This is a genomic window from Cupriavidus ulmosensis (assembly GCF_977008105.1).
The window spans coordinates 3537916-3561573 of the sequence record NZ_CDRMWP010000001.1 but is presented as its reverse complement, the minus strand read 5'-3'; the positions used below and the strand labels follow the sequence as shown (position 1 = coordinate 3561573).

The window sequence follows — 23658 nt, the reverse complement described above, 5'->3', positions numbered from 1 at the left end:
GAGTTCGCCCATGAGGCCTTTGCACTTCGACGGATGTTTCGGCTGGTACCACGCGGCCACGGGCGCGCGCGCGGTCGTGCTGTGCAACGCGGTCGGCCATGAAGCCCTGTGGACCCACGCCGGCCTGGCGCGGCTGGCGGAGCGGCTCGCGGCGCAAGGCGTGCCGGTGCTGCGGTTCGACTATCCCGGCACGGGGGATTCGGCGGATGCGGTGGCCGCGGCGGACCGCGTGGAGGACGGCGCCGGGGCGCCGGCCAACTGCGTCGATGCCTGCGTGGCATCGATCGGCCAGGCCGGCAACCTGCTGCGGCGCTTGTCCGGCGCGCGCGAGATCGTGCTGCTGGGCGTGCGCGGCGGCGCCGCGCTGGCCGCGCTGGCGGCCGCGCGCCGCGCCGGCGGGCTCGACGTCGCCGGGCTGGCGCTGCTCGCGCCGGTGGCGAGCGGGCGCATGCTGATGCGCGAGATGCGCATGATCGCCCAGACCTGGCGCTCGCTGGCGGGGCGCGCGGTGACGGCGGCGGCCGATGCTGCGCCGGCTTCCGCGCCGGCGGGCGCCGACATCCTGGGCATCCACTTCACCGCGGCCGACCTCGAGGCGTTCTCCCGCATCGACCTGTGCGCCGCCGCGAGCGCGCCGGCGCCGCGCGTGTTCATCGCCGGGGCCGGGCCCGATGAGGCGCTGCCCCGGCACTATGCCGCGCTGGGCGCGCAGGTCAGCACCGTGCCGTTTCCCGAGGTGGTCGGCTGGCTGCAGGACCCGCTGCACGGCACGCCGCCCGACGCCACCTTCGCCGCCGTCGCCGGCTGGCTCGCCGGCATGGCGCCGGCCGCCGGCAGGGCCGAAGCGCGGGCGGGGGAGGGCATTGGCGCGGCGGGCGTGGCGCCGTGCCTGCGCGCGGCGGCCTGGGTGGAAACGCCGGTGCGCTTCGGCCAGGGGCTGTTCGGCATGCTGTGCGAGCCGCGCGGCGAATGGCCCGGGCGGCCGGCCGTGCTGATCAACAACGCGGGCGGCACGCACCACGTCGGCGCCGGCCGCGGCGGCGTCATGCTGGCGCGGCGGCTGGCCGAACGCGGCGTGGCGTCGTTGCGCATCGACGTGCGCGGCATCGGCGACGCCAGCATCGGCGCGCGGGCCATCAAGGACGCGGTGCCGGCCGACCCGGAAGGCTATCTCGACGCGATTGCCGCCTGCGACTGGCTGCAGGCCCGCGGCTACGGCGAGGTGGTGGTGTTCGGCGTGAGCTACGGCGCCAACGTCGGCCTGCATGCGGCCGGCGCGCATCCCGGCGTGGTGGGCGCGGTGCTGGTCAACCTGCAGCGGCTGCTGCGCCGGGAGACCTTCACCCGCCCGCGCTGGCTGATCCACGGCCGCAGCGCGCCCACGGCGGAAGAGGGCGTGCCCGGCACGGACGCGGCCTCGGTGCTGCCCCGGCCGGCCCCGGCCGAGCAGCAGGAGATCGAGACCCTGCTGCGCAAGCTCGAGGCGCGCGGCACCGTGCTGCGCCTGCTGTTCGGGCCGGAAGATCCCGGGCCGTACGAGCTGGCGCGTTTCTTCGGGCCGCGGCTCGAAGGCCTGGCCGGGTTCGGCATGCTGCAGATCGAGACCATCGAAGGGCTCGACCACGGCATGCTGAACCCGCCGGGGCGCGCGCGCGTGATCGGCTATTGCGTCGATCTGCTGAGCGGCGCGCTGCATCCCGGCGCGGACCTGCCGGCCCGGTTGCGCCGCGCAGCGCAGCCGTGGCGCGGCATGCCCGGCTGCCGCGGACGGTGCGGCTGAGGCCGGCCGCGCCACGGAGGTGGGTCCAGGAAGTGGGCCCAGGAAGTGGGCCGCCGCGCCGCGGGCGGCTAGAATGGCTGACCTTTCGCGGGTCGGGCGCCGGGCGCCCGTGCCGCCCGCCGGCCGCGCCGCTTGCCGCGCGTGCCTGGCCAGCCACATCCAAGCATGAACCCGAATTCCCTGACCGAACTCCATGTATCGCATCCCGCCTTTGGCCGCATGCTCAACGACCTGATCCTCGATGCCGGCGGCCCCGGCTTCATCTGGCAACTGGCGGTGCTGGCCGGCTGCCTGGCGGTGGCGTGGCCGCTGGCGCGGCTGGTGGTCAAGCGGCTCGAGGCCCGCTACGACGGCTCCAGCTTCGCGCTGCGCTTCGCCGCGGCCAGCCTCGAGCGCGCCATGTTCCCGCTGTTCGGCTGGCTGCTGGTGACGGTCGGGCGCTTCGGGCTGGAGCAGCTGATGTCGGTCAGCGTGCTGCGGCTGGCGCTGGTGCCGCTGTCCGGCATCACGTTCCTGTATTTCGCCTTCTACATCCTGCGGCGCGTGCTGTCCGGCAATGGCCAGCTGCAGGGCATGCTGCTGCTGGTGGAGAAGGTGCTGACCACGCTGGTGTGGGCCGGCATGGCGCTGTACGTGCTGGGCCTGCTGTGGGACGTGGTCGGCTGGATGGAGTCGGTGCGCTTTTCCATCGGCGGCAAGCAGAAGATCAACCTCGCCGACACGCTGGCGGGGGTGGTGTGGATCCTGCTCACGGTGCTAGTGGCGATGTGGTTCGGCTCGTGGCTGGAAGAGCGCCTGATGCGCTCGGCCGGGCTGGACAGCAACCTGAAAGTGGTCCTGACCAGACTCTCGAAGGCGCTGCTGCTGCTGGTGTCGCTGCTGCTGAGCCTGTCGCTGGTCGGCATCGACCTGACCGTGCTGTCGGTCTTCGGCGGCGCGCTCGGCGTGGGCCTCGGCCTGGGCTTGCAAAAGATCGCCAGCAACTACATCTCGGGTTTCATCATCCTGCTCGACCACTCGGTCAAGCTCGGCGACCAGATCACGGTGGACAAGTACACCGGCACCGTCTCGCAGATCCGCACGCGCTACACCGTGGTGCGCAACGGCGACGGCGAAACCCTGGTGCCGAACGAGCAACTGGTGGCGCAGGCGGTGCAGAACCATTCGTTCTCGAATACCAATGTGCGCGTGGCCACACGCGTGCAGGCCGACTACGCCGCCGACCCGGAAACGGTGCTGGCGCTGCTGGCAGAAGCGGCGCAGGGCGTGCCGCGCCTGCTGGCCGAGCCGGCGCCGGCGGCATTTCTGGTGGCGTTCGCCGACAATGGCATCGAATACGAGCTGGCCGGCTACATTGCCGACCCGCAGAACGGCAAGCTGGGCGTGCAATCGGCGCTGAACCGGGCGATATGGCGCACGTTCCGCGAACATGGCATCTCGATCCCCTATCCGCAGCGCGAGGTGCGGATGCTCCGCCAGGCGGCGCCGGCGGTCGGCGGGGAGAGTAAAGAAGTATTTGATAAGACGCTTTTGGCGGCCTCCGCCGCGCGCGAGGGCGGTGCAACATAGGCATTCGCGGGACGTTTGGCGCACCTTGCGGAACGTTCCGCGTTGCTTACCATCAAATTCGGGGAAAAACGGATGTTCCGTTGATGACGTTCCGGTAGAATTGTCATAGTTGCGGGTTCCGAATTTTCGACCTCCCGCCCCCACACCAGACAGCCGCCAGATTGCAGCGGCTCGTGCCCAGTCCCGCCGGCGGCAGAATCTGCCCAAGGCGCCAGGCGCGCATGCCGGGGGCTCCGGCGAGCGCCGGGGTTTCCGGCAGGCGCCCTACGACGCAATCACTGATTTTGCAGTCCTTTTTCTGCACCTGTTTGCGGTCCGCCCTGTCGTGCCGCAATAGCGCAATAGCACCTGTTTAATCGACGGAGAACAGTTTGTTCGACACTATTCTTGACTGGGCCTCGAACGGCCTTGCCAACTGGTCCTGGTGGGAGATCGTCATCTACACGCTGGTGGTGACGCACATCACCATCGCGGGCGTCACCATCTACCTGCACCGCTGCATGGCGCACCGGTCGCTGGATCTGCACCCGATCGCCGCGCATTTCTTCCGCTTCTGGCTGTGGCTGACCACCGGCATGGTCACGAAGGAGTGGACCGCCATCCACCGCAAGCACCATGCCAAGTGCGAGACCGAGGAAGATCCGCACAGCCCGCAGACCCGCGGCATCCGCAAGGTGCTGCTGGAAGGCGCCGAGCTGTACCGCGCCGAGGCCAAGAACCGCGAAACCGTCACCAAGTTCGGTCACGGCACGCCGGACGACTGGGTCGAGCGCAATGTGTACTCGCGCTTCGGCTGGCAGGGCGTGGGCCTGATGCTGATCATCGACGTCGCGCTGTTCGGCGTGATCGGCCTGAGCGTGTGGGCCGTGCAGATGCTGTGGATCCCGATCCACGCCGCCGGCATCATCAACGGCCTGGGCCACTGGTGGGGTTATCGCAACTACGATTGCGAGGACGCCTCGACCAACGTGTTGCCGTGGGGCCTGATCATCGGCGGCGAAGAACTGCACAACAACCACCATACCTACCCGACCTCGGCCAAGTTCTCGATCAAGTGGTACGAGTTCGACGTGGGCTGGGGCTACATCCGCGCCATGCAGGCGGTCGGCCTGGCCAAGGTCAAGAAGACCCCGCCCAAGGCGCGCCTGGTGGAAGCCCGCCCGGTGGACCACAACACGCTGGAAGCCATCATCGCCAACCGCTACGACGTGATGGCGCGCTACGCCAAGGCCGTCAAGAGCGCGTACAAGCAGGAACTGGAAAAGCTCAAGGAAGCCCGCGTGGCCGAGTACAGCAGCTTCAAGCCGGCGCGCAAGTGGTTCCACCGCGAGGAAGGCAAGCTGGCCGACCCGCAACGCAAGCAGCTCGCGAACATCGTCGAGCAGAACAAGTCGCTGCATACCTTCGTGGAAATGCGCCGCGAGCTGGCCGCGATCTGGGGCCGCTCCAACCTGACGCGCGAGCAGTTGCTGCAGCAGCTGCAGGCCTGGTGCCACCGCGCCGAGGCCAGCGGCATCCAGGCCCTGCACGATTTCTCGCTGCGCCTGCGCCGCTACGCGTAAGGCCAGGCCCGTGGCGGGCCGCGGCCCGATCCGGCGCGGCCTGTTACAATGCACTGCGCCCGAAAGCCCCGCCCCTGGCGGGGCTTTTGTTTTCGCTAAACTCCCCCATGTCAGGGCCAGCAGCGAGGCACGCGGCGGCCAAGAGGAGTATCGGAGATGACCCCACAAACGATCAAGACCGTCGAGTTCGAGAAACCGAACCTCTCGGCGGTGTCCCCCGAAGGTGTGAGCTGCGTCGCCCACGCCTGGGCCAAAGTGCCGCCGGTGCTGTCCGCGCCGGAGCGCGACGCGCTCAAGGAGCGCATCAGGGCACTGCTCAAGGCCCGCGACGCGGTGCTGGTCGCCCACTATTACGTGGATGCCGACCTGCAGGACCTGGCCGAGGAAACCGGCGGCTGCGTGTCCGACTCGCTCGAGATGGCGCGCTTCGGCCGCGATCACCCGGCCAAGACGCTGGTGGTCGCCGGCGTGCGCTTCATGGGCGAGACCGCCAAGATCCTGAGTCCCGAGAAGACCGTGCTGATGCCGGACCTCGACGCGACCTGCTCGCTCGACCTGGGCTGCCCGGCCGACGAATTCACCGCGTTCTGCGACGCGCACCCCGACCGCACCGTGGTGGTCTACGCCAACACCAGCGCCGCCGTGAAGGCGCGCGCGGACTGGATGGTGACGTCCAGCATCGGTCTGAAGATCGTCGAGCACCTGCATGCCCAGGGCAAGAAGATCCTGTGGGCGCCCGACAAGCATCTCGGCAGCTACATCCAGAAGCAGACCGGCGCCGACATGCTGCTGTGGCAGGGCTCGTGCCTGGTGCACGACGAGTTCAAGGGCATCGAACTGGACCTGCTGCGCCGCGAATTCCCCAAGGCCAAGATCCTGGTGCACCCGGAATCGCCGGCCCACGTGGTCGAGCAGGCCGACGTGGTCGGCTCCACCTCGCAACTGATCGCGGCGGCGGTGGCGCTGGACGCCGACGAGTTCATCGTCGCCACCGACAACGGCATCCTGCACAAGATGCGCATGGCCGCGCCGGGCAAGCGCTTCATCGAGGCGCCCACGGCCGGCAACAGCGCCACCTGCAAGAGCTGCGCGCACTGCCCGTGGATGGCCATGAACGCGCTGACCAACCTGGCCGAGGTGCTCGAGCGCGGCCACAACGAAATCCACGTCGATGCGCAGATCGGCCGCCAGGCCGTGACCTGCATCGACCGCATGCTCGATTTCGCCGCGCAGCAGAAGGCCAATGTGCGCCCGCGCGGGGATCTCGCCGCGGAGCAGGCGCTGTTCAAGGGCATCGGCCCGGCATGAGTGACAGGAGCAAGGCAGGCAGCATGAGCATCAACAACCCGATTTTCGACAGTTTCGGCCCCGCGCTCGCCGAGGCGCTGCAGGCCAACGTGCGCGCGGCCATCGCCGAGGACGTCGGCAGCGGCGACCTCACCGGCCTGCTGGTGCCGGCGGACAAGCGCGCGCAGGCGCGCGTGATCGTGCGCGAAGAGGCCGTGCTGTGCGGCCAGCCGTGGTTCGAGGCGTGCATGCGCGCCGTCGACCCGGCGCTGGAAGTGCGCTGGCTGCAGGCCGAGGGCGCGCGCATGGCGCCCGATTCCGCGGTGTGCGAGATCGCCGGCCCGGCGCGCACGCTGCTGACCGCGGAGCGCCCGTCGCTGAATTTCCTGCAGCTGCTGTCCGGCGTGGCCACCGCCACGCGGCGCTACGCCGACCTCATCGCAGGCACGCGCGCGCGCGTGCTGGACACGCGCAAGACCCTGCCCGGGTTGCGCCTGGCACAGAAGTACGCGGTGCGCGTCGGCGGCGGCGAGAACCAGCGCCTCGCGCTCTACGACGGCATCCTGATCAAGGAAAACCACATCGCGGCGGCCGGCAGCATCACCGCGGCGATGCGGGCCGCGCAGGCGCTCGAGACCGGCGTGTCGGTGCAGGTGGAAGTGGAGACCCTGGCCGAGCTCGAAGAAGCGCTGGCCGCCGGCGCGAAGTCGATCCTGATCGACAACTTCACCGTGCCGATGATGCACGATGCCGTGCGCATCAACGCGGGGCGCGCGCTGCTGGAAGTGTCGGGCGGGGTCAACGCGGACACCATCCGCGTGTTCGCCGAGACCGGCGTGGACCGGATCTCGGTGGGCGCGCTGACCAAGGATGTGCGCGCCACCGATTACTCGCTGAGGATCTCAGCCTAGCGCGGCGCAGCCGCGCTCCGTTCTCACTCTCTCCCCCGGCCCCTCTCCCGCAAGCGGGAGAGGGGAGCAAATCCCAAGATCCTACTTCCCCGCTTCCCGCTTGAACACCGGCTGCATGACGGTCGGCAGTGCCTTGGGCAGCGTGTCGGGATAGTCCCGGCTGTAGTGCAGGCCGCGGCTTTCGTGCCGCGAGTAGGCGCTGTCCACGATCAGCGACGCCACCTCGACGAGGTTGCGCAGCTCCAGCAGGTCGCGCGTGACGCGGAAATTGGCGTAGTACTCGGCGATCTCCTCGCGCAGCAGGCTGATGCGGTGCTGCGCGCGTTCGAGCCGCTTGCTGGTGCGCACGATGCCGACGTAGTTCCACATCATGCGGCGCAGCTCGTCCCAGTTGTGCGAGACCACGACTTCCTCGTCGGCGTCCGCCACGCGGCTCTCGTCCCATACCGGCAGGGCGATGTCGGGCTGGCCGGCCTTGTCCTGCGATGCAATGTCGAGCGCCGCGGCGCGGCCGATCACCATGCATTCCAGCAGCGAGTTCGATGCCAGCCGGTTGGCGCCGTGCAGGCCGGTGCAGGCGGTTTCGCCCACGGCGTAGAGGTTCGCCAGGTCGGTGCGCCCGGCGGTGTCCGTCACCACGCCGCCGCAGGTGTAGTGCGCCGCGGGCACCACGGGGATCGGCTCGCGCGCGATGTCGATGCCCAGCTCCAGGCAGCGCGCGTGGATGGTGGGGAAGTGCTCGCGCAGGAACGACTCGGGCTGGTGGCTGATGTCGAGGTGCACGTAGTCCAGGCCGCGCTTCTTCATTTCGAAGTCGATCGCGCGCGCCACCACGTCGCGCGGCGCCAGCTCGGCGCGCGCGTCGTGCTCGGGCATGAAGCGCGTGCCGTCGGGCAGCTTGAGCAGGCCGCCTTCGCCGCGCACCGCCTCGGAGATCAGGAAGGACTTGGCGTAGGGGTGGTACAGGCAGGTCGGGTGGAACTGGATGAATTCCATGTTCGAGACCCGGCAGCCCGCGCGCCATGCCATCGCGATGCCGTCGCCGGTGGCCGTGTCGGGGTTGGTGGTGTACAGGTAGACCTTGCCCGCGCCGCCGGTGGCCAGCACCGTGTGGGTGGCGGTGAGGGTGCGCACCTCGCCGCTGGCGTCGTCCAGCACGTAGAGGCCGTAGCAGCGGTTGCCCGGCAGGCCGAGCTTGCGCGAGGTGATGAGATCCACGGCGAAGTGGTCCTCGATCACGGTGATGTTCGGGTGGTTGCGCGCCTGCTCGGTCAGCGTGGTCACGACCGCGTGGCCGGTGGCATCGGCGGCGTGGATGATGCGCCGGCGGCTGTGGCCGCCTTCGCGCGTGAGGTGGAAGCCGAGTTCGGCCTGCTCGTCGCGCGTGAACGGCACGCCGCGGTCGATCAGCCACTGGATCGCTTCGCGCCCGTGCTCCACGATGAAGCGCGTGGCGCCGTCGTCGCACAGCCCCGCGCCGGCGACCAGCGTGTCCTGGGTGTGCTCGTCGTGACTGTCGCCGGAGTCGAGCACGGCCGCGATGCCGCCCTGGGCCCAGTCGCTGGCGCCCTGCGTCATGGCGCGTTTGCAGATAATGACAACCCGATGGGTGTCGGCCAGTTGCAGCGCGACCGTCAGACCGGCCAGTCCGCTGCCGACAATGGCGACATCGAAGTTCATGATGCGAAGGGGCGCGCGCGGCGCGCGGCCGGGTGGCAGGAAAGCTGGAAAGTGTACACCCGGCGCGCCGTCACGTGGGCATGCGGGTGCGCGCGGGCGCAGGCGGGATGCGGGTACGGAACGCAGCGACGGCCGGCCCGGAAAAGCAAAAACCCCGCATGAGCGGGGTTTTCACGGACATGCCGCGCGAATCGGCATGCGGAACGCAACGATCAATTACTTGATCTTGGTTTCCTTGTACGACACGTGCTTGCGCACGACGGGATCGAACTTCATGATCTCCATCTTTTCCGGCATGGTGCGCTTGTTCTTCGTGGTCGTGTAGAAGTGACCCGTACCTGCAGTCGACTCCAGCTTGATTTTGTCGCGTCCGCCTTTGCTGGCCATGATGTACTCCTAATTAGACTTCGCCGCGTGCGCGCAGGTCGGCGAGCACGGAGTCGATGCCTTTCTTGTCGATCAGGCGCAGGCCGGCGTTCGAGACGCGCAGGCTCACCCAGCGGTTTTCCGATTCAACAAAGAAACGACGATTCTGCAGGTTGGGCAGAAAACGGCGCTTGGTCTTGTTGTTTGCGTGGGAAACGTTGTTGCCGACCATCGGCGCTTTCCCGGTCACTTGACAGACGCGTGCCATGAAGCACTCCTAAATCTTCTATTCGTGGACAATGTTCGCAACAGATCAACAAAAGGCGCGCGGCCCGGACTGCAGCGGTTAAGACTTCAGCAAAACGGGCATTATAGACCGGAAAGCTCCGGCGGATCAATGCCTTCCGCAGTTTACCGTGCACAGGCGGGCCGTTCGTGCCGTTTCACGCACTATTGCACGGCTTCCGGTCCGGTCCGTGTGCGCCATGTACCGCATGTGACGGCATGTGGCTCACAGTTCGCCATGCTCCGCGAACGAGTGGATCGTGGTGCCCGCCACGATGAAATGGTCGAGCACCCTGACGTCGATCAGCGCCAGCGAGCGCGTCAGCGAGCGGGTCATCGACAGGTCCGCGCTGCTGGGCATGGCGTTGCCCGACGGATGGTTGTGCGCCACGATCACGGAGGCCGCATTATGCAGCAAGGCCTGGCGCGCCACCTCGCGCGGATAGACGCTGGTCTGCGTCAGGCTGCCGCGGAACAGTTCCTCGCTGGCCAGCAGGCGGTTGCGCGCGTCGAGGAACAGGCACATGAAGACCTCGTGCTCGTAGGCCGACAGTGTCAGGCGCAGGTAATCGCGCACCGCGGCCGGCGAATCGAGCCCGCCGGGCAGCGTCAGGCGCTCGGCCAGCCCGCGCCGGGTCAGTTCCTGGGCCGCCTGCAGCTGGGCGTACTTGGCGGTACCCATGCCGCGGACGCGGGCAAATTCCTCCGCCTTGGCGGAAAACAGGCAACTGAGCGTGCCGAAGTCGTTGAGCAGCTCGCGCGCGAGGTCGACCGCGCTCTTGCCGGCCACGCCCACGCGCAGGAACACGGCGAGCAGCTCGGCGTCCGACAGCGCGGCGGCGCCCTCGCGCAGCAGTTTTTCGCGCGGCCGCTCGCTGCTGGGCCAGTCGGTAATGCGCATGACACGATCCCCCCGGAACAATGGCACTGCGTGGCGGCGCGCGCCGGCATGGACAAGGCGGCGCGCGGTCGAGTCGCTTACAATACGGGTTGTCGACTGGTTGAGCACCCATGAATCTGCAAACTTTTGCGTCAGGGCCGCAGGGCGGCGCCGCTGACGGTCGCAAGACCGTGCAGCCGGATTCCTTCCTGACCCTGCACTACAGCATCTCCCTCGAGAACGGCACGGAGATCATCAGCACGTTCGAAGAAAAACCCGCCACGCTGCTGCTGGGCCAGGGCCAGTTCGCGCCCACCCTGGAGCAGGCCCTGCTGGGCATGCCCGAGGGCGAGCGCATGACCTACCGGCTGGCGCCGGAGCATGCCTTCGGCCCGCGCAATCCGGAACTGCTGCAGCGGGTGTCGCTCGCCACGCTGCGCGAAAACAGTTCGTTCGAAGAGAACTACACGCCGGGCGACCTGGTCGAGTTCAATGCGCCCGGCGGCGGCAAGTACGCCGGTGTGCTCAAGGAGATCGGCGAGACCGCCGCGCTGTTCGATTTCAATCATCCGCTGGCCGGGCAGACCATCCTGTTCGATGTCCAGCTGATCGGCATTCTCTAGGCTGAACCAGGCCGGTCCCGCGCCGGCCGCATTGCACTGAATTTCCGCATGTCCGAACTCACCACAGCCGCCGAAGCCGAGATCCTGATGGCGCAGCCCCGCGGCTTCTGCGCCGGCGTGGATCGCGCCATCGAGATCGTCGAGCGTGCCCTCGCGCGCTACGGCGCGCCGATCTACGTGCGCCACGAGATTGTCCACAATGCCTACGTGGTCGAGGACCTGCGCCGCAAGGGCGCGATCTTCGTGCAGGAGCTGGAGGAAGTGCCGTCCGGCTCCACCGTCATCTTCAGCGCGCACGGGGTGTCCAAGGAAGTGCGCGCCGACGCGACCGTGCGCGGCCTCAACGTGTTCGACGCCACCTGCCCGCTGGTGACGAAGGTCCACGTCGAGGTGGGCAAGATGCGCGCCGAGGGCTGCGAGATCATCATGATCGGCCACGCCGGCCACCCGGAGGTCGAGGGCACGATGGGCCAGACCGAGGGCGGCATGCTGCTGGTGGAATCGGCCGAGGACGTGGCGAGGCTCGCCGTGTCCGACCCGAGCCGGCTGGCCTTCGTGACCCAGACCACGCTGTCGGTGGACGAGACGCTGGAGATCGTCGCCGCGCTGAAGGCGCGCTTCCCGCAGATCCGCGAGCCCAAGAAGCAGGACATCTGCTACGCCACGCAGAACCGCCAGGACGCCGTGAAGTTCATGGCGCCGCAGGTGGAAGTGGTGATCGTGGTGGGCAGCCCCAACAGCTCGAACTCCAACCGCCTGCGCGAGCTGGCCGAGCGCCTGGGCGTGCCGGCCTACATGATCGACTCGCCCGACCAGCTCCGCCCGGAATGGGTCGCGGGCAAGCGCCGCATCGGCCTGACCGCCGGCGCGTCCGCGCCGGAGGCGCTCGCGCAGTCCATCGTCGAGCGCCTGCGCCTGCTCGGCGTGCGCCACGTGCGCGCGCTCGACGGCATCGAGGAGAAGATGTCGTTCCCGCTGCCGCGCGGACTGGTGCCCTCGGCCTGATCCACGCGCGCCCGGCACCGGCCCGTTCCCCCGGCCGTGCCGCCGTGCCGGCGGCATGCGCCGGCCGCTGCCTTCCTTTCCGCTTTCCCGCCTGATTACCTGCGCCGGCGCCGCATGCCGACGTTGCGCGTCGGCTCCACGTGTCCCCGCTCGTCCGTCCTTCCGTGCCCGCCCTTCGGCGGTGCGCCGCGCACCCGCATGCGGCCGTCCCGGGCCGGCCGCGGCCATGCACCAGGATGCGGCATGAATATGCCGCGACCCCCCGCCGATAATGCACGGCGGCGGTGCCTATTCGCCTTTACGTGTCTGTCGCAGCAGACAAATAAGGGAATTCCCTAGAATTAGGAGTTTCCCTATTATGGTGCCGGGCTATTAGGCTCTTGTATTAGAAGGGACACGCTCCTATTAAATGAAACGCCTATTTAATACGGTCCCTTCGCGAGTGATGCAAGCGCAGCAAAAGCCGGGTCTGGATGGGGGTAGGCACGATTCTTGTTAGTAACGAAGGCTAGCCCGCGAGTAGGCGGGAATTGCCCCAATGTGTGCATTGGGGAAATTCCCTAGCTCACTTTGTGGGTTAATCCTTCAGGTTGTTGCGTCGCATATTGCATCCGCAAAAAAAGGGGATACAATTCGCGCGTTTCAAATTGAAACTAAACAAAGGCGGTTCAGGGGAAACGTCCGGGGGGCGTTGGTTTACCCTGATCATGTGAATCCTAGGAGATCACTCATGCAAATCACGTTTGCCAAGATTCTGCCGATCGCAGCCGCAGTGGCGCTGGTTACTGCTTGCGGCAAGAAGGAAGAAAAGCCGGCCGATGCGGCAGCGTCGGCACCTGCTGCCGCAGCCGCTCCCGCAGCCGGCAGCGGTGACACCGTAGTCAAGATCGGCCACGCGGCTCCGCTCACCGGCGGCATCGCTCACCTTGGCAAGGACAACGAAAACGGCGCCCGCCTGGCCGTGGAAGAAGTCAACAAGGCCGGCCTCGAAATCAACGGCAAGAAGATCACGCTCGAACTGGTCGGCGAAGACGACGCGGGCGATCCGAAGACCGGCACCGCCGTGGCGCAGAAGCTGGTCGACGAGAAGGTCGTGGCCGTGGTCGGCCACCTGAACTCGGGCGTATCGATCCCGGCCTCCAAGATCTACAGCGATGCCGGCATCGCGCAGATCTCGCCGTCGTCGACCAACCCCGACTACACCAAGCAAGGCTTCAAGACCACCTTCCGCGTGGTGGCCACCGACGCCCAGCAGGGCCCGGCGCTGGCCAACTACGCCACCAAGAGCCTGCATGCCAAGTCCGTGGCCATCGTCGACGATGCCACTGCCTACGGCAAGGGCCTGGCCGACGAGTTCGAGAAGACCGTCAAGGCTTCGGGCGTGAACGTGGTGGCGCGTGAAGCCACCAACGACAAGGCCACCGACTTCAAGGCCATCCTGACCAAGATCAAGGGCAAGAAGCCCGACGTGATTATGTACGGCGGCATGGACGCCACCGGCGGCCCGTTCGCCAAGCAGGCCAAGGAACTCGGCATCGGCTCCAAGATCGTCGGCGGCGACGGCGTGTGTACCGACAAGGTGGCCGAGCTGGCCGGCGACGCGGTGTCCAACATCATCTGCTCGGAAGCCGGCCTGGCCCTGTCCAAGATGGAGCAGGGCGCGGACTTCGACAAGCGCTACCAGGCTCGCTTCAACGCCCCGGTGCAGATCTACGCGCCGTTCACGTATGACGCCGTGATGGTCATCGTCGACGCCATGAAGCGCGCCAACTCGACCGAACCGGCAGCCATCCTGGCCGAAATGCCCAAGACGAACTACAAGGGCCTGATCGGCAACATCGCCTTCGACGACAAGGGCGACATGAAGGAAGGCACGATCACGCTTTACGAATACAAGGACAAGAAGAAGACCGTCCTCGACGTCGTGAAGATGTAATCCGGGCTTACCGGCCCATCCGAACGGCACCGCGAGCACTTTGCGGTGCCGTTTTTTTAGCCTCGCCGAACATACGGCATCCTTACCAGGGGTGCACCAGGCAGGCCGCTTACCAGCACATAACACACTACCAAACCACTCACACATTACCGTCTGCCCGGCAACCACTCCACGCCGCGGAGCCTCGGACGGAGCAAGGAGTTTTCATGGATATCTTTATCCAGCAGATCGTGAATGGTCTGGTGCTCGGCAGCATCTATGCGCTGATCGCACTTGGCTACACCATGGTCTACGGCATTCTCGGGATCATCAACTTCGCCCACGGCGACGTGCTGATGATCGGCGCACTGACTGCCCTCTCGGCGATCCTCGGATTGCAGAAATTCGCCCCGGGCCTGCCCGAATGGCTCACGCTGGTCATCGCGACGCTGATCGCCATGCCCGTGTGCGCGGTCCTGGCCTACACCATCGAGCGGGTCGCCTACCGGCCGCTGCGCAACGCGCCGCGCCTGGCGCCGCTGATCACCGCCATCGGCGTGTCCATCATCCTCCAGACGATGGGCATGCTGATCTGGTCGCGCAATCCGCTGACCTTCCCGCAACTGCTGCCGTCCAGCCCGATCGACATCGGCTCGACCGGCGCCACCATCACCGGCAAGGAAATCGTCATCATCGGCATGGCGCTGATGGTCATGGCGGGCCTGCTGACGCTGGTCAACCGCACCAAGCTCGGCCGCGCCATGCGCGCCACCGCCGAGAACCAGAAGGTGGCCGGCCTGATGGGCGTGAACCCGAACTTCGTGATCTCCGCCACATTCATGATCGGCGCCGCGCTGGCCGCGCTGGCCGGCGTGATGATGGCCACCAACTACGGCAACGCCCACTTCTACATGGGCTTCATCCCCGGCCTGAAGGCGTTCACCGCCGCGGTGCTGGGCGGCATCGGCAACCTCGCCGGCGCGATGGTCGGCGGCATGCTGCTGGGCCTGATCGAAGCGCTGGGCGCCGGCTACATCGGCGACCTCACCGGCGGTGTCTTCGGCTCCAACTACCAGGACGTGTTCGCCTTCATCGTGCTGATCATCGTCCTTGTGTTCCGTCCGTCCGGCATCATGGGCGAGCGGGTTTCCGAACGCGCCTGAGGAGAGAATCCATGAGTGCCCCGATTCCATCCACGGCGCAACCCGCGCCGCTGACCAAGACCCCGGCCAAGACCCTGGCCGCGCTGCTTGCCTTCCTGGTGGTCGCCCTGTGTGCGCCGTTCCTCGTGCAGACGCTGGGCGGCAACTACTGGGTGCGCGTGCTCGACTTCGCGCTGATCTACATCATGCTGGCCCTGGGCCTGAACATCGTGGTGGGCTTCGCCGGCCTGCTCGACCTCGGCTACATCGCCTTCTACGCGGTCGGCGCCTACCTGATGGCGCTGCTCGGCTCGCCCCACCTGGCGAACCAGTTCGAGTGGATCCACAACCTGTTCCCCAACGGCCTGCACCTGTCGATGTGGTTCGTGCTGCCGATCGCGGTGGCGGTGGCGGCCACGTTCGGCGTGCTGCTCGGCGCGCCGACGCTCAAGCTGCGCGGCGACTACCTGGCCATCGTGACGCTGGGCTTCGGCGAGATCATCCGCATCTTCATGAACAACCTCGACCGCCCGATCAACATCACGAACGGGCCGAAGGGCATCACCGCGGTGGACCCGGTCCATATCTTCGGCTTCGATTTCTCGAAGTCGCACGAGATCTTCGGGCTCAAGTTCACGCCGGTGTTCATGTATTACTACCTGCTGGTGTTCCTGGTCATCGTGATCGTGTTCATCTGCCTGCGCCTGCAGAACTCGCGCATCGGCCGCGCCTTCGTCGCCATCCGCGAGGACGAGATCGCCGCCAAGGCGATGGGCATCAACACCCGCAACGTCAAGCTGCTGGCCTTCGCGATGGGCGCCTCGTTCGGCGGCGCCTCGGGCGCGGTGTTCGGCGCGTTCCAGGGCTTCGTGTCGCCGGAATCGTTCGTGCTGTGGGAGTCCATCTACATCCTCGCCATCGTGGTGCTGGGCGGCATGGGCCACATCCCGGGCGTGATCCTCGGCGGCATCCTGCTGGTGGGCTTCCAGGAACTGCTGCGCGTGGTCGCCGAGCCGGCCCAGCGCATGGTCTTCGGCCACGCCATCGTCGACGCGGAAGTGCTGCGCCAACTGCTGTTCGGCCTGGCCCTCGTGATCGTGATGCTGTACCGCCCGGCCGGCCTGTGGCCGTCGCCGCGCAAGGAAGACCGCCCGGTCGTGCGCCGCCCCGGCAGCGTCGGCCGTTTCTGACCAGGAGGACAAGATGAGCAACGAGAACTTCCTCCTGTCGGTACAGGGGGTCAACAAGCGCTTCGGCGGGCTGCAGGCCCTGTCCGACGTGGGCCTGCAGATCCGTCCGGGCCAGATCTACGGCCTGATCGGCCCCAACGGCGCCGGCAAGACCACCTTCTTCAACGTGATCACCGGCCTCTACACGCCGGACTCGGGCGAGTTCGTGCTGGGCGGCCAGGCCTACCAGCCGACCGCCGTGCACGAAGTGGCCAAGGCCGGCATCGCCCGCACGTTCCAGAACATCCGCCTGTTCGGCGAGATGACCGCGCTGGAAAACGTCATGGTGGGGCGCCACGTGCGCACCAAGGCCGGCATCTTCGGCGCCATCTTCCGCCCGCCGCACGTGCGGCACGAGGAAGAGGGCATCGAGGACATGGCGCATGACCTGCTCGAGTACGTGGGCATCGGCAAGTACGCCAACTTCACCTCGCGCAACCTCTCCTACGGCCATCAGCGCCGCCTCGAGATCGCCCGGGCGCTGGCCACCGAGCCCAAGCTGCTGGCCCTGGACGAGCCCGCCGCCGGCATGAACGCCACCGAGAAGGTGGAACTGCGCGGCCTGCTCGACAAGATCCGCAGCGACGGCAAGACCATCCTGCTGATCGAGCACGACGTGAAGCTGGTGATGGGCCTGTGCAACAGCCTGACCGTGCTCGACTACGGCAAGGTCATCGCGCAGGGCCTGCCGCAAGACGTCCAGAACAATCCAGCGGTGATCGAGGCTTACCTCGGTACCCCGACGCACTGACGGGGAAAGAGACGATGAAAGATACGCTACTGAAGATTTCCGGCCTGAAGGTCGCCTACGGCGGCATCCAGGCCGTCAAGGGCATCGACCTCGAGATCCGCGACGGCGAGCTGGTGACGCTGATCGGCGCCAACGGCGCCGGCAAGACCACCACCATGAAGGCCATCACCGGCCTGCAGGGCTGGGCCGGCGGCGACGTCGAGTACATGGGCAAGTCCATCAAGGGCGTGCCCAGCTACGTGCTGCTCAAGCAGGGCCTGGCGATGGTGCCGGAAGGCCGCGGCGTGTTCGCGCGCATGACCATCACCGAGAACCTGCAGATGGGCGCCTACACGCGCAGCGACGAGGCCGGCATCAAGGACGACATCGACCGCATGTTCGGCATCTTCCCGCGCCTGAAGGAACGCGCCAACCAGCTCGCCGGCACCATGTCCGGCGGCGAGCAGCAGATGCTGGCGATGGCGCGCGCGCTGATGAGCCAGCCCAAGCTGCTGCTGCTCGACGAACCCTCGATGGGCCTGTCGCCGATCATGGTGGCGAAGATCTTCGAGGTGGTGCGCGACATCTCGGCGCAGGGCGTGACCGTGCTGCTGGTCGAGCAGAACGCGCGCCTGGCCTTGCAGGCCGCGCACCGCGGCTACGTCATGGAGTCCGGCCTCGTCACCATGAGCGGCGACGCCAAGCAGATGCTGGACGACCCGAAGGTGAGGGCGGCCTACCTGGGCGAGTGACCGCCGCCTCCGCGCATCATGAAAAAGCCCCGCTCGCGCGGGGCTTTTTCTTTTCGTGCCGGCTCGCAGCCGGCGGGCGCCGGGAATCAGGCCAGCTTCTTGAGCAGCGTGCGCAGCATGCCGATCATCTGGTCGATCTCTTCCCGCGTGACGTTCAGCGCCGGCATGAAGCGCAGCAGGCTCGGGCGCGGCGCGTTGAGCAGCAGGCCTTCGGGCTGCATCTCGCGCGCTTCCTCGACCAGCTGCGGGCCGATGTCCTTGTTGAGCACCAGCGCGCGCAGCAGGCCTTCGCCGCGCTCGCCGCCGAGGCCGAACTCGGCCGACAGCGCCAGCAGTTGCTCGCTCAGGTAGGCGGCCTTTTCCTGCACGCCCTGCAGGAAGCCCGGCTTGGTCAGCTCGCCGATCACGGCGCTGCCCACCGCGGTCATCAGCGGGTTGCCGTTGTAGGTGCCGCCCTGGTCGCCGGCCTCGAAGCTGGCCACCTCGGCCTTGCACAGCAGCGCGGCCAGCGGCACGCCGCCGCCGATGCCCTTGCCCAGCGTCATGATGTCCGGCTCCACGCCCGACAGCTCATACGCGAACAGCGTGCCGCAGCGCCCGCAGCCGGTCTGCACTTCGTCGACGATGAACAGCAGCTTGTGCTGGTCGGCCAGCTTGCGCAGGCCCTGCATGAATTCGCGCGTGGCGGGGATCACGCCGCCTTCGCCCTGCACCGGCTCGAGCATGATGGCCACGGTCTTGTCGGTGATGAGCTTTTCCACCGAGGCCAGGTCGTTCAGGTCGGCCTTGGGGAAGCCCGGCACCTGCGGCGCGAACAGCGTGTCCCAGCCGGCCTTGCCCGACGCGCTCATGGTGGCGAGCGTGCGGCCGTGGAAGCTGTGGTCCATCGTGATGATCTCATAGGCGCCGCCCTTGTGCTTGCGGCCCCATTTGCGCGCCAGCTTGATCGCGCCTTCGTTGGCCTCGGCGCCGCTGTTGGCGAAGAAGACCTTGTCGAAGCAGCTATGGTCGGTGAGCTGCCTGGCCAGCCTCAGCATGGGTTCGTTGTAGAACGCCGGGCTCGGGTTGAGCAGCTTGCCGGCCTGCGCCGTCAGCGCGTCGATCATGACCTGGCTGGAGTGGCCCAGGCAGTTGACCGCCCAGCCCTGCACGAAGTCCAGGTAGCGCTTGCCGTTATGGTCCGTGAGCCACGAGCCCTTGCCTTCGGTGAAGACCAGTTCAGGCCGGTTGGTGATGTACATCAGGGATTGGACGGGATACTCAGCAAATGCCATGGCGGACTCCAGGGGTCGGCGTGAAACGGGGGAGAGGAGAGCGGTTGGTCGCGCGCAAGGGGGGCGCGCAAAAAAAGGGACTGCAAAAAAGGGACTGCAAAAACAAAAAGCCACGGGGGTTGCCCGTGGCTCGTCGACCTGAACAAAAGCGATGGACGGTCAGCCGCGCGGCACCCCGGTGGGGAGCATCGTACGGTAGCTGCGTCGGATCATTGCGTAGTTCATGGCGGCAAATATAAGGCGCACGCGCCCGGCTGTCAAAACGAATTTTGGACGGGCCGGGCATTGTTGCGGCAACAGGACGGTCCGCGCGGCGCTCAGGCCGCCGGGGCCGCGTGCATGTCGGCCTCGGAGGTGAACGAGTCGGCGAAGAAGGCGTCTTCGTGCAGGTCGCAGCGCAGCGTGAAGTCCTTGCGCGCGGCGTTGACCATCACCGGCGCGCCGCAGGCGTAGACCTCGAAGCCGGCCAGGTCGGGATGGTCTTCCATCACCGCCTCGTGGACGAAGCCGGTGCGGCCGTCCCAGTCGTCGGCGGGCTGCGCGTTGGAGATCACCGGCACGTAGCGGAAGTTGGGCAGCTCGCGCGCCCACTGCTCGCACAGCGCGTGCATGTACAGGTCGGCCGGGCGGCGGCCGCCCCAGTACAGCGTCATCGGGCGCGTGATGCCGGTGTAGGCGGCATGCTCGACGATGGCCTTGATCGGCGCGAAGCCGGTGCCGGAGGCCAGCAGGATGATCGGCTTGTCGGAGTCCTCGCGCAGGAAGAAGCTGCCGAGCGGGCCTTCGAAGCGCAGGATGTCGCGCTCCTTCATGGCGGGCTGGCCTTCCCTGGCGCCGAACACGTAGTCGGTGAAGGTGCCGCCGGGCATATGGCGGAAGTGCAGCTCGATCGGGCCTTCCTGGTGCGGCGGCGTGGCGATCGAGTAGCTGCGGCGCTTGCCGTCGCGCAGCAGGAATTCCACGTACTGGCCGGCCAGGTACTGCAGGCGCTCGGTGGCCGGCAGCTGCAGGCGGGCCACGATGACGTCGTCGGCCACGCGCTCCAGGCTGGCCACGCGGCACGGCACCTTCTTGATCGGGATGTCGCCGGCGCCCTGCACCTCGCGGCATTCGATGGTGATGTCCGAGGCGGCCCGGGCGCAGCAGAACAGCGCGCGGCCCTCGGTTTCCTCCTGCGCGGACAGCGCGGAGGCGGCGCGGTCGCCCTGTACGATGCTGCCGGCGGTGACGCGGCCCTTGCAGGAACCGCACGCGCCGTTCTTGCAGCCGTAGGGCAGGCCGATGCTGTGGCGCAGCGCCGCGGCGAGGATGGTCTCGTCGTCGGCGGCTTCGAACTGGCGCCCGCTGGGCATGACGGTAACTTGGTAAGCCATAATCACTCTATGAGCAAAAAACTGTCGCGACGCCGCCTGGGTCGGCCGCGCCTGCTGATCGTAGGCTGCGGGGACGTGGGCACGCGCTGCCTTCGTATTCTGTCGACGCGCTGGCGCGTCTTTGCCACCACTTCGCAGCCATCGCGCCGCCGTGAGCTGCGCGACGGCGGCGCCGTGCCGCTGCTGGCCGACCTGGACCGCCCGGCCACGCTCGCGCGCCTGGCCGGACTGGCCAGCCGCGTGCTGCACCTGGCGCCGCCGCCGGCCGCCGGCGAGGGCGACCCGCGCACGCTGGCGCTGCTGCGCGCGCTGCGGCGAGGCGCCCAGCGGCGCTCGCCAGCCCGTGCCGCCGGCTGGTCTGCCAAGCCCGCCATTCTACCCGAGCAGGACGACAAACGGCCCGGGCGCCGGCCCGCGCGCCCGGCCCTGGTCTACGCCAGCACCTCGGGCGTGTACGGCGACCGCGCCGGCGCGCGCCTGCGGGAGTCGCACCCGGTGCGCCCGCAGACCGCGCGCGCGCGCCGCCGCGTGGCCGCCGAGCGCGCCGTGCGCGGCTTCGGGCGCGACAGCGGCTGGCGCGCCTCGATCGTGCGCATCCCCGGCATCTACGCCGAGAACCGCCTGCCGCTGGCCCGCCTGGCCAAGGGCACGCCGGCGCTGGCGCCGCAGGACGACGTCTACACCAACCACATCCATGCGCTGGACCTGGCGCGCACGATGGTGGCCGCGCTGTTCCGCGGGCGCGCCCAGCGCGTGGTGCACGCCAGCGACGACACCGAGATGCGCATGGCCGACTATTTCGACCTCGTGGCCGACCGCCGCGGCCTGCCGCGCCCGCCGCGCCTGAGCCGCGCGCAACTGCGCGAGGCGGTCGCGCCCAACCTGCTCAGCTTCATGAGCGAATCGCGCCGGCTGGAAAACACCCGTCTCAAGCGGGAGCTGCGCCTGCGCCTGCGCTATCCCACGGTGGCGTCCTTCTTCGACGCCTGATCCTGACCTTGCCCCTGACAGCCTGAACCGGCCGTCCCGCCGCGCGCCATGTGCCGGCGGCGCCGGTTTTCCCCGCCGCCCCGGGTTAACCGCGCGTTGACTTGTATATACAGGATTGCTAAATTGCCGGGAAACAACCGGCGACCGGCGACCGGCGACCGGCGACCGGCGACCGGCGACCGGCGACCGGCGACCGGCGACCGGCGACCGGCGACCGGCGACCGGCGCCGCCATCGTTCGCCTCGCACCAAGGGAGCCAGGGAAGATGGGATTTCGCATGCGGGGACGTGGATTGCCCGCCTCCGCGCCACGGCACCGGCGGGACCGCGCCCGCGTTTTCCGGGCGCAAGGCCGTGCCGGCGGCGGCGATCCGCGCCGGGCACCGACGCCATGAAACCCGCCATCGCCGCCACGCCCGAGCAGGCCGCGCAACTGGAAATGCCCGGCAGCCAGCCCTGCCTGCTGCTGACGCGCCGCACCTGGACCGGCGGCACGCCCGTCATCTTCGTGCGCTGCCTGCATCCGGGCAGCCGCTACCGCCTCGGCAGCTGCTTCCGCGCCGACGGCAGCCCGGCCTTCGGCTGATCCGCCGGACGCCGGCTTTTTCGCAGGTCCAACCGGACGACGCTTGCCGAACATGGCTGTATAGACAGGGAAAGACAAATGACCGATACCAGCACCCAGCCCGCCACCGCCCGCCCGCTGCTGATCCTGCGGCCCGGCGCCGTGGCGCTGGCCGACCTGCGCCGCATCCACCGCGGCGAAGTGCGCCTGGCGATGGACGATGCCGCGTGGGCCGGCGTGCGCGCCGCGCAGGCCACCGTGCAGGACATCATCGACGCCGACGCCGTGGTCTACGGCATCAACACCGGCTTCGGCAAGCTGGCGCAGACGCGCATCGCGCACGACAAGCTGGCCGAGCTGCAGCGCAACCTGGTGCTGTCGCACAGCGTCGGCACCGGCGCCGACCTCGCGCCCGACACGGTGCGCCTGATCCTCGCGATCAAGGCCGTGAGCCTGGCGCGCGGCCATTCCGGCATCCGTCCCGAGATCATCGCGGCGCTGCTGGCGCTGGCCAACCACGGCGTCACGCCGTGCATTCCGGCCAAGGGCTCGGTCGGCGCCTCGGGCGATCTCGCGCCGCTCGCGCATCTGTCGTGCACGCTGATCGGCGTGGGCGAGGTGATGATCGGCGGCCGGCGCCGCCCCGCCGTCGAAGGGCTGGCCCATGCCGGGCTGGCGCCGTTCACGCTGGGTCCCAAGGAAGGGCTGGCGCTGCTCAACGGCACGCAGGTCTCCACCGCGCTGGCGCTGGCCGGGCTGTTCGCCGCCGAGGACCTGCTCGCCGCCGGCCTGGTGGCGGGCGCGCTCTCGCTCGAGGCCATCAAGGGCTCGGTCAAGCCGTTCGACGCGCGCATCCACGCCGCGCGCGGCCAGCCCGGCCAGATCGCCGTGGCCGGCGCGGCGCGCGCGCTGCTCGACGGCAGCCGCATCGTCGATTCGCACCGGCAGTGCGGCCGCGTGCAGGACCCGTACTCGATCCGCTGCCAGCCGCAGGTGATGGGCGCGTGCCTGGACAACCTGCGGCACGCCGCGCGCGTGCTCGGCATCGAGGCCAACGCCGCCTCCGACAACCCGCTGGTGTTCCCCGAGCAGGGCGACGTGATCTCCGGCGGCAACTTCCACGCCGAGCCGGTGGCCTTCGCCGCCGACATCATCGCGCTGGCGATCGCCGAGATCGGCGCCATCTCCGAGCGCCGCCTCGCGCTGCTGCTCGACACCGGGCTGTCCGGCCTGCCGCCGTTCCTGGTGCGCGACGGCGGCCTGAACTCCGGCTTCATGATCGCGCAAGTCACCGCCGCCGCGCTGGCCTCCGAGAACAAGTCGCTGGCGCATCCGGCCAGCGTCGACAGCCTGCCCACCTCGGCCAACCAGGAGGACCACGTGTCGATGGCCACCTACGGCGCGCGCCGCCTCGGCGAGATGGCCGAGAACACCGCGGTGGTGGTCGGCATCGAAGCGATGGCCGCCGCGCAGGGCATCGAGTTCCACCGCCCGCTGCAGTCGTCGCCGCTGCTCGAAGGCGAGATCGCGCGCATCCGCGCGCGCGTGGCCTTCGTGGAGAGCGACCGCTATCTCGCGCCCGACATCGAGGCGATGAAGCAGTGGGTCAGGCAGGGCGACGCGGGCGCGGGCTGGCCGGAGGCGGTGCGGATGGTGCTGCCTTCGCATGCCTTGTAGAACCCCTGGCGTCGGCGCATCCGGCGGCCCCGTTCGATGCCCCCGGTTTGCTCCCCTCTCCCGC

The 23658-nt window shown here is 68.3% G+C and carries 20 protein-coding genes and 1 pseudogene; 15 read left to right on the top strand and 6 right to left on the bottom strand.

The window, feature by feature from the left end; all coding sequences use genetic code 11:
- Window positions 1-10 precede the first annotated feature (10 nt).
- The 5 genes from ACWTPI_RS16335 (at window position 11) to nadC (ending at window position 7109) form a co-directional block, all read left to right on the top strand.
- A complete protein-coding gene (locus ACWTPI_RS16335; RefSeq protein ID WP_454732172.1) occupies window positions 11-1780 on the top strand; it encodes a serine aminopeptidase domain-containing protein in 1770 nt (589 codons plus the stop codon).
- 165 nt (window positions 1781-1945) lie between these two features.
- Window positions 1946-3349, top strand: coding sequence for a mechanosensitive ion channel family protein (locus ACWTPI_RS16330; protein ID WP_454732171.1), 1404 nt, complete (start codon window positions 1946-1948; stop codon window positions 3347-3349).
- A 371-nt stretch (window positions 3350-3720) separates the two neighbouring features.
- Window positions 3721-4911, top strand: a complete 1191-nt coding sequence (locus ACWTPI_RS16325; protein WP_454732170.1) for a DesA family fatty acid desaturase — start codon at window positions 3721-3723, stop codon at window positions 4909-4911.
- A 156-nt stretch (window positions 4912-5067) separates the two neighbouring features.
- Window positions 5068-6219: a quinolinate synthase NadA gene (gene nadA, locus ACWTPI_RS16320; protein WP_020201707.1), complete on the top strand. Its 1152-nt coding sequence runs from the start codon at window positions 5068-5070 to the stop codon at window positions 6217-6219.
- A gap of 23 nt (window positions 6220-6242) precedes the next feature.
- Window positions 6243-7109: a carboxylating nicotinate-nucleotide diphosphorylase gene (nadC, locus tag ACWTPI_RS16315; protein ID WP_020201706.1), complete on the top strand. Its 867-nt coding sequence runs from the start codon at window positions 6243-6245 to the stop codon at window positions 7107-7109.
- Between the two features lie 81 nt (window positions 7110-7190).
- Here nadC and nadB read toward each other — a convergent pair whose 3' ends face one another.
- The 4 genes from nadB to radC form a co-directional block, all read right to left on the bottom strand.
- The gene (gene nadB / locus ACWTPI_RS16310) at window positions 7191-8789 is read right to left on the bottom strand and encodes an L-aspartate oxidase (RefSeq protein ID WP_059413561.1); all 1599 of its coding nucleotides are present in this window, start codon (window positions 8787-8789) and stop codon (window positions 7191-7193) included.
- A 216-nt stretch (window positions 8790-9005) separates the two neighbouring features.
- Complete coding sequence (gene rpmG / locus ACWTPI_RS16305; protein WP_017227115.1) at window positions 9006-9176, bottom strand: 50S ribosomal protein L33; 171 nt, start codon at window positions 9174-9176, stop codon at window positions 9006-9008.
- Window positions 9177-9189: 13 nt separating this feature from the next.
- Window positions 9190-9423, bottom strand: coding sequence for a 50S ribosomal protein L28 (rpmB, locus tag ACWTPI_RS16300; RefSeq protein ID WP_006575661.1), 234 nt, complete (start codon window positions 9421-9423; stop codon window positions 9190-9192).
- A 243-nt stretch (window positions 9424-9666) separates the two neighbouring features.
- Window positions 9667-10341, bottom strand: coding sequence for a RadC family protein (radC, locus tag ACWTPI_RS16295; protein WP_020201704.1), 675 nt, complete (start codon window positions 10339-10341; stop codon window positions 9667-9669).
- 110 nt (window positions 10342-10451) lie between these two features.
- Here radC and ACWTPI_RS16290 point away from each other — a divergent pair, with 110 nt between their 5' ends.
- The 7 genes from ACWTPI_RS16290 to ACWTPI_RS16260 all read left to right on the top strand — a co-directional run bounded on the left by ACWTPI_RS16290 (window position 10452) and on the right by ACWTPI_RS16260 (window position 17716).
- Window positions 10452-10943 carry an FKBP-type peptidyl-prolyl cis-trans isomerase gene (locus ACWTPI_RS16290; protein ID WP_020201703.1) on the top strand — a complete coding sequence of 164 codons (492 nt, stop codon included), beginning with the start codon at window positions 10452-10454 and terminating at the stop codon, window positions 10941-10943.
- Between the two features lie 48 nt (window positions 10944-10991).
- Window positions 10992-11948, top strand: a complete 957-nt coding sequence (gene ispH / locus ACWTPI_RS16285) for a 4-hydroxy-3-methylbut-2-enyl diphosphate reductase (RefSeq protein ID WP_059413562.1) — start codon at window positions 10992-10994, stop codon at window positions 11946-11948.
- Window positions 11949-12678: 730 nt separating this feature from the next.
- Window positions 12679-13884 (top strand): branched-chain amino acid ABC transporter substrate-binding protein, encoded by a 1206-nt coding sequence (locus ACWTPI_RS16280; protein WP_020201701.1) that lies wholly within the window; start codon window positions 12679-12681, stop codon window positions 13882-13884.
- Between the two features lie 206 nt (window positions 13885-14090).
- Window positions 14091-15026 (top strand): branched-chain amino acid ABC transporter permease, encoded by a 936-nt coding sequence (locus ACWTPI_RS16275; protein WP_020201700.1) that lies wholly within the window; start codon window positions 14091-14093, stop codon window positions 15024-15026.
- An 11-nt stretch (window positions 15027-15037) separates the two neighbouring features.
- Window positions 15038-16195 (top strand): ABC transporter permease subunit, encoded by a 1158-nt coding sequence (locus tag ACWTPI_RS16270; protein ID WP_020201699.1) that lies wholly within the window; start codon window positions 15038-15040, stop codon window positions 16193-16195.
- 13 nt (window positions 16196-16208) lie between these two features.
- Window positions 16209-16985: an ABC transporter ATP-binding protein gene (locus ACWTPI_RS16265; RefSeq protein ID WP_020201698.1), complete on the top strand. Its 777-nt coding sequence runs from the start codon at window positions 16209-16211 to the stop codon at window positions 16983-16985.
- Window positions 16986-16999: 14 nt separating this feature from the next.
- Window positions 17000-17716, top strand: a complete 717-nt coding sequence (locus ACWTPI_RS16260) for an ABC transporter ATP-binding protein (RefSeq protein ID WP_020201697.1) — start codon at window positions 17000-17002, stop codon at window positions 17714-17716.
- 86 nt (window positions 17717-17802) lie between these two features.
- On the opposite strand, the gene ACWTPI_RS16255 is transcribed toward ACWTPI_RS16260, so the two are convergent.
- Together ACWTPI_RS16255 and ACWTPI_RS16250 are read right to left on the bottom strand one after the other, a co-directional pair.
- Window positions 17803-18990, bottom strand: coding sequence for an acetylornithine transaminase (locus tag ACWTPI_RS16255; protein ID WP_029043321.1), 1188 nt, complete (start codon window positions 18988-18990; stop codon window positions 17803-17805).
- Between the two features lie 317 nt (window positions 18991-19307).
- On the bottom strand, window positions 19308-20363 hold the full coding sequence (locus tag ACWTPI_RS16250) for a CDP-6-deoxy-delta-3,4-glucoseen reductase (RefSeq protein WP_454732169.1): 1056 nt from the start codon (window positions 20361-20363) through the stop codon (window positions 19308-19310).
- A 9-nt stretch (window positions 20364-20372) separates the two neighbouring features.
- Between ACWTPI_RS16250 and ACWTPI_RS16245 the strand changes: the two genes are divergently transcribed.
- The 3 genes and pseudogenes from ACWTPI_RS16245 to hutH all read left to right on the top strand — a co-directional run bounded on the left by ACWTPI_RS16245 (window position 20373) and on the right by hutH (window position 23594).
- Window positions 20373-21353, top strand: a complete 981-nt coding sequence (locus ACWTPI_RS16245) for an NAD-dependent epimerase/dehydratase family protein (protein ID WP_454732168.1) — start codon at window positions 20373-20375, stop codon at window positions 21351-21353.
- A gap of 399 nt (window positions 21354-21752) precedes the next feature.
- Window positions 21753-21938: pseudogene (locus ACWTPI_RS16240) on the top strand (UTRA domain-containing protein); the annotation flags it as partial.
- Window positions 21939-22016: 78 nt separating this feature from the next.
- A complete protein-coding gene (gene hutH / locus ACWTPI_RS16235) occupies window positions 22017-23594 on the top strand; it encodes a histidine ammonia-lyase (protein ID WP_454732167.1) in 1578 nt (525 codons plus the stop codon).
- Window positions 23595-23658 lie beyond the last annotated feature (64 nt).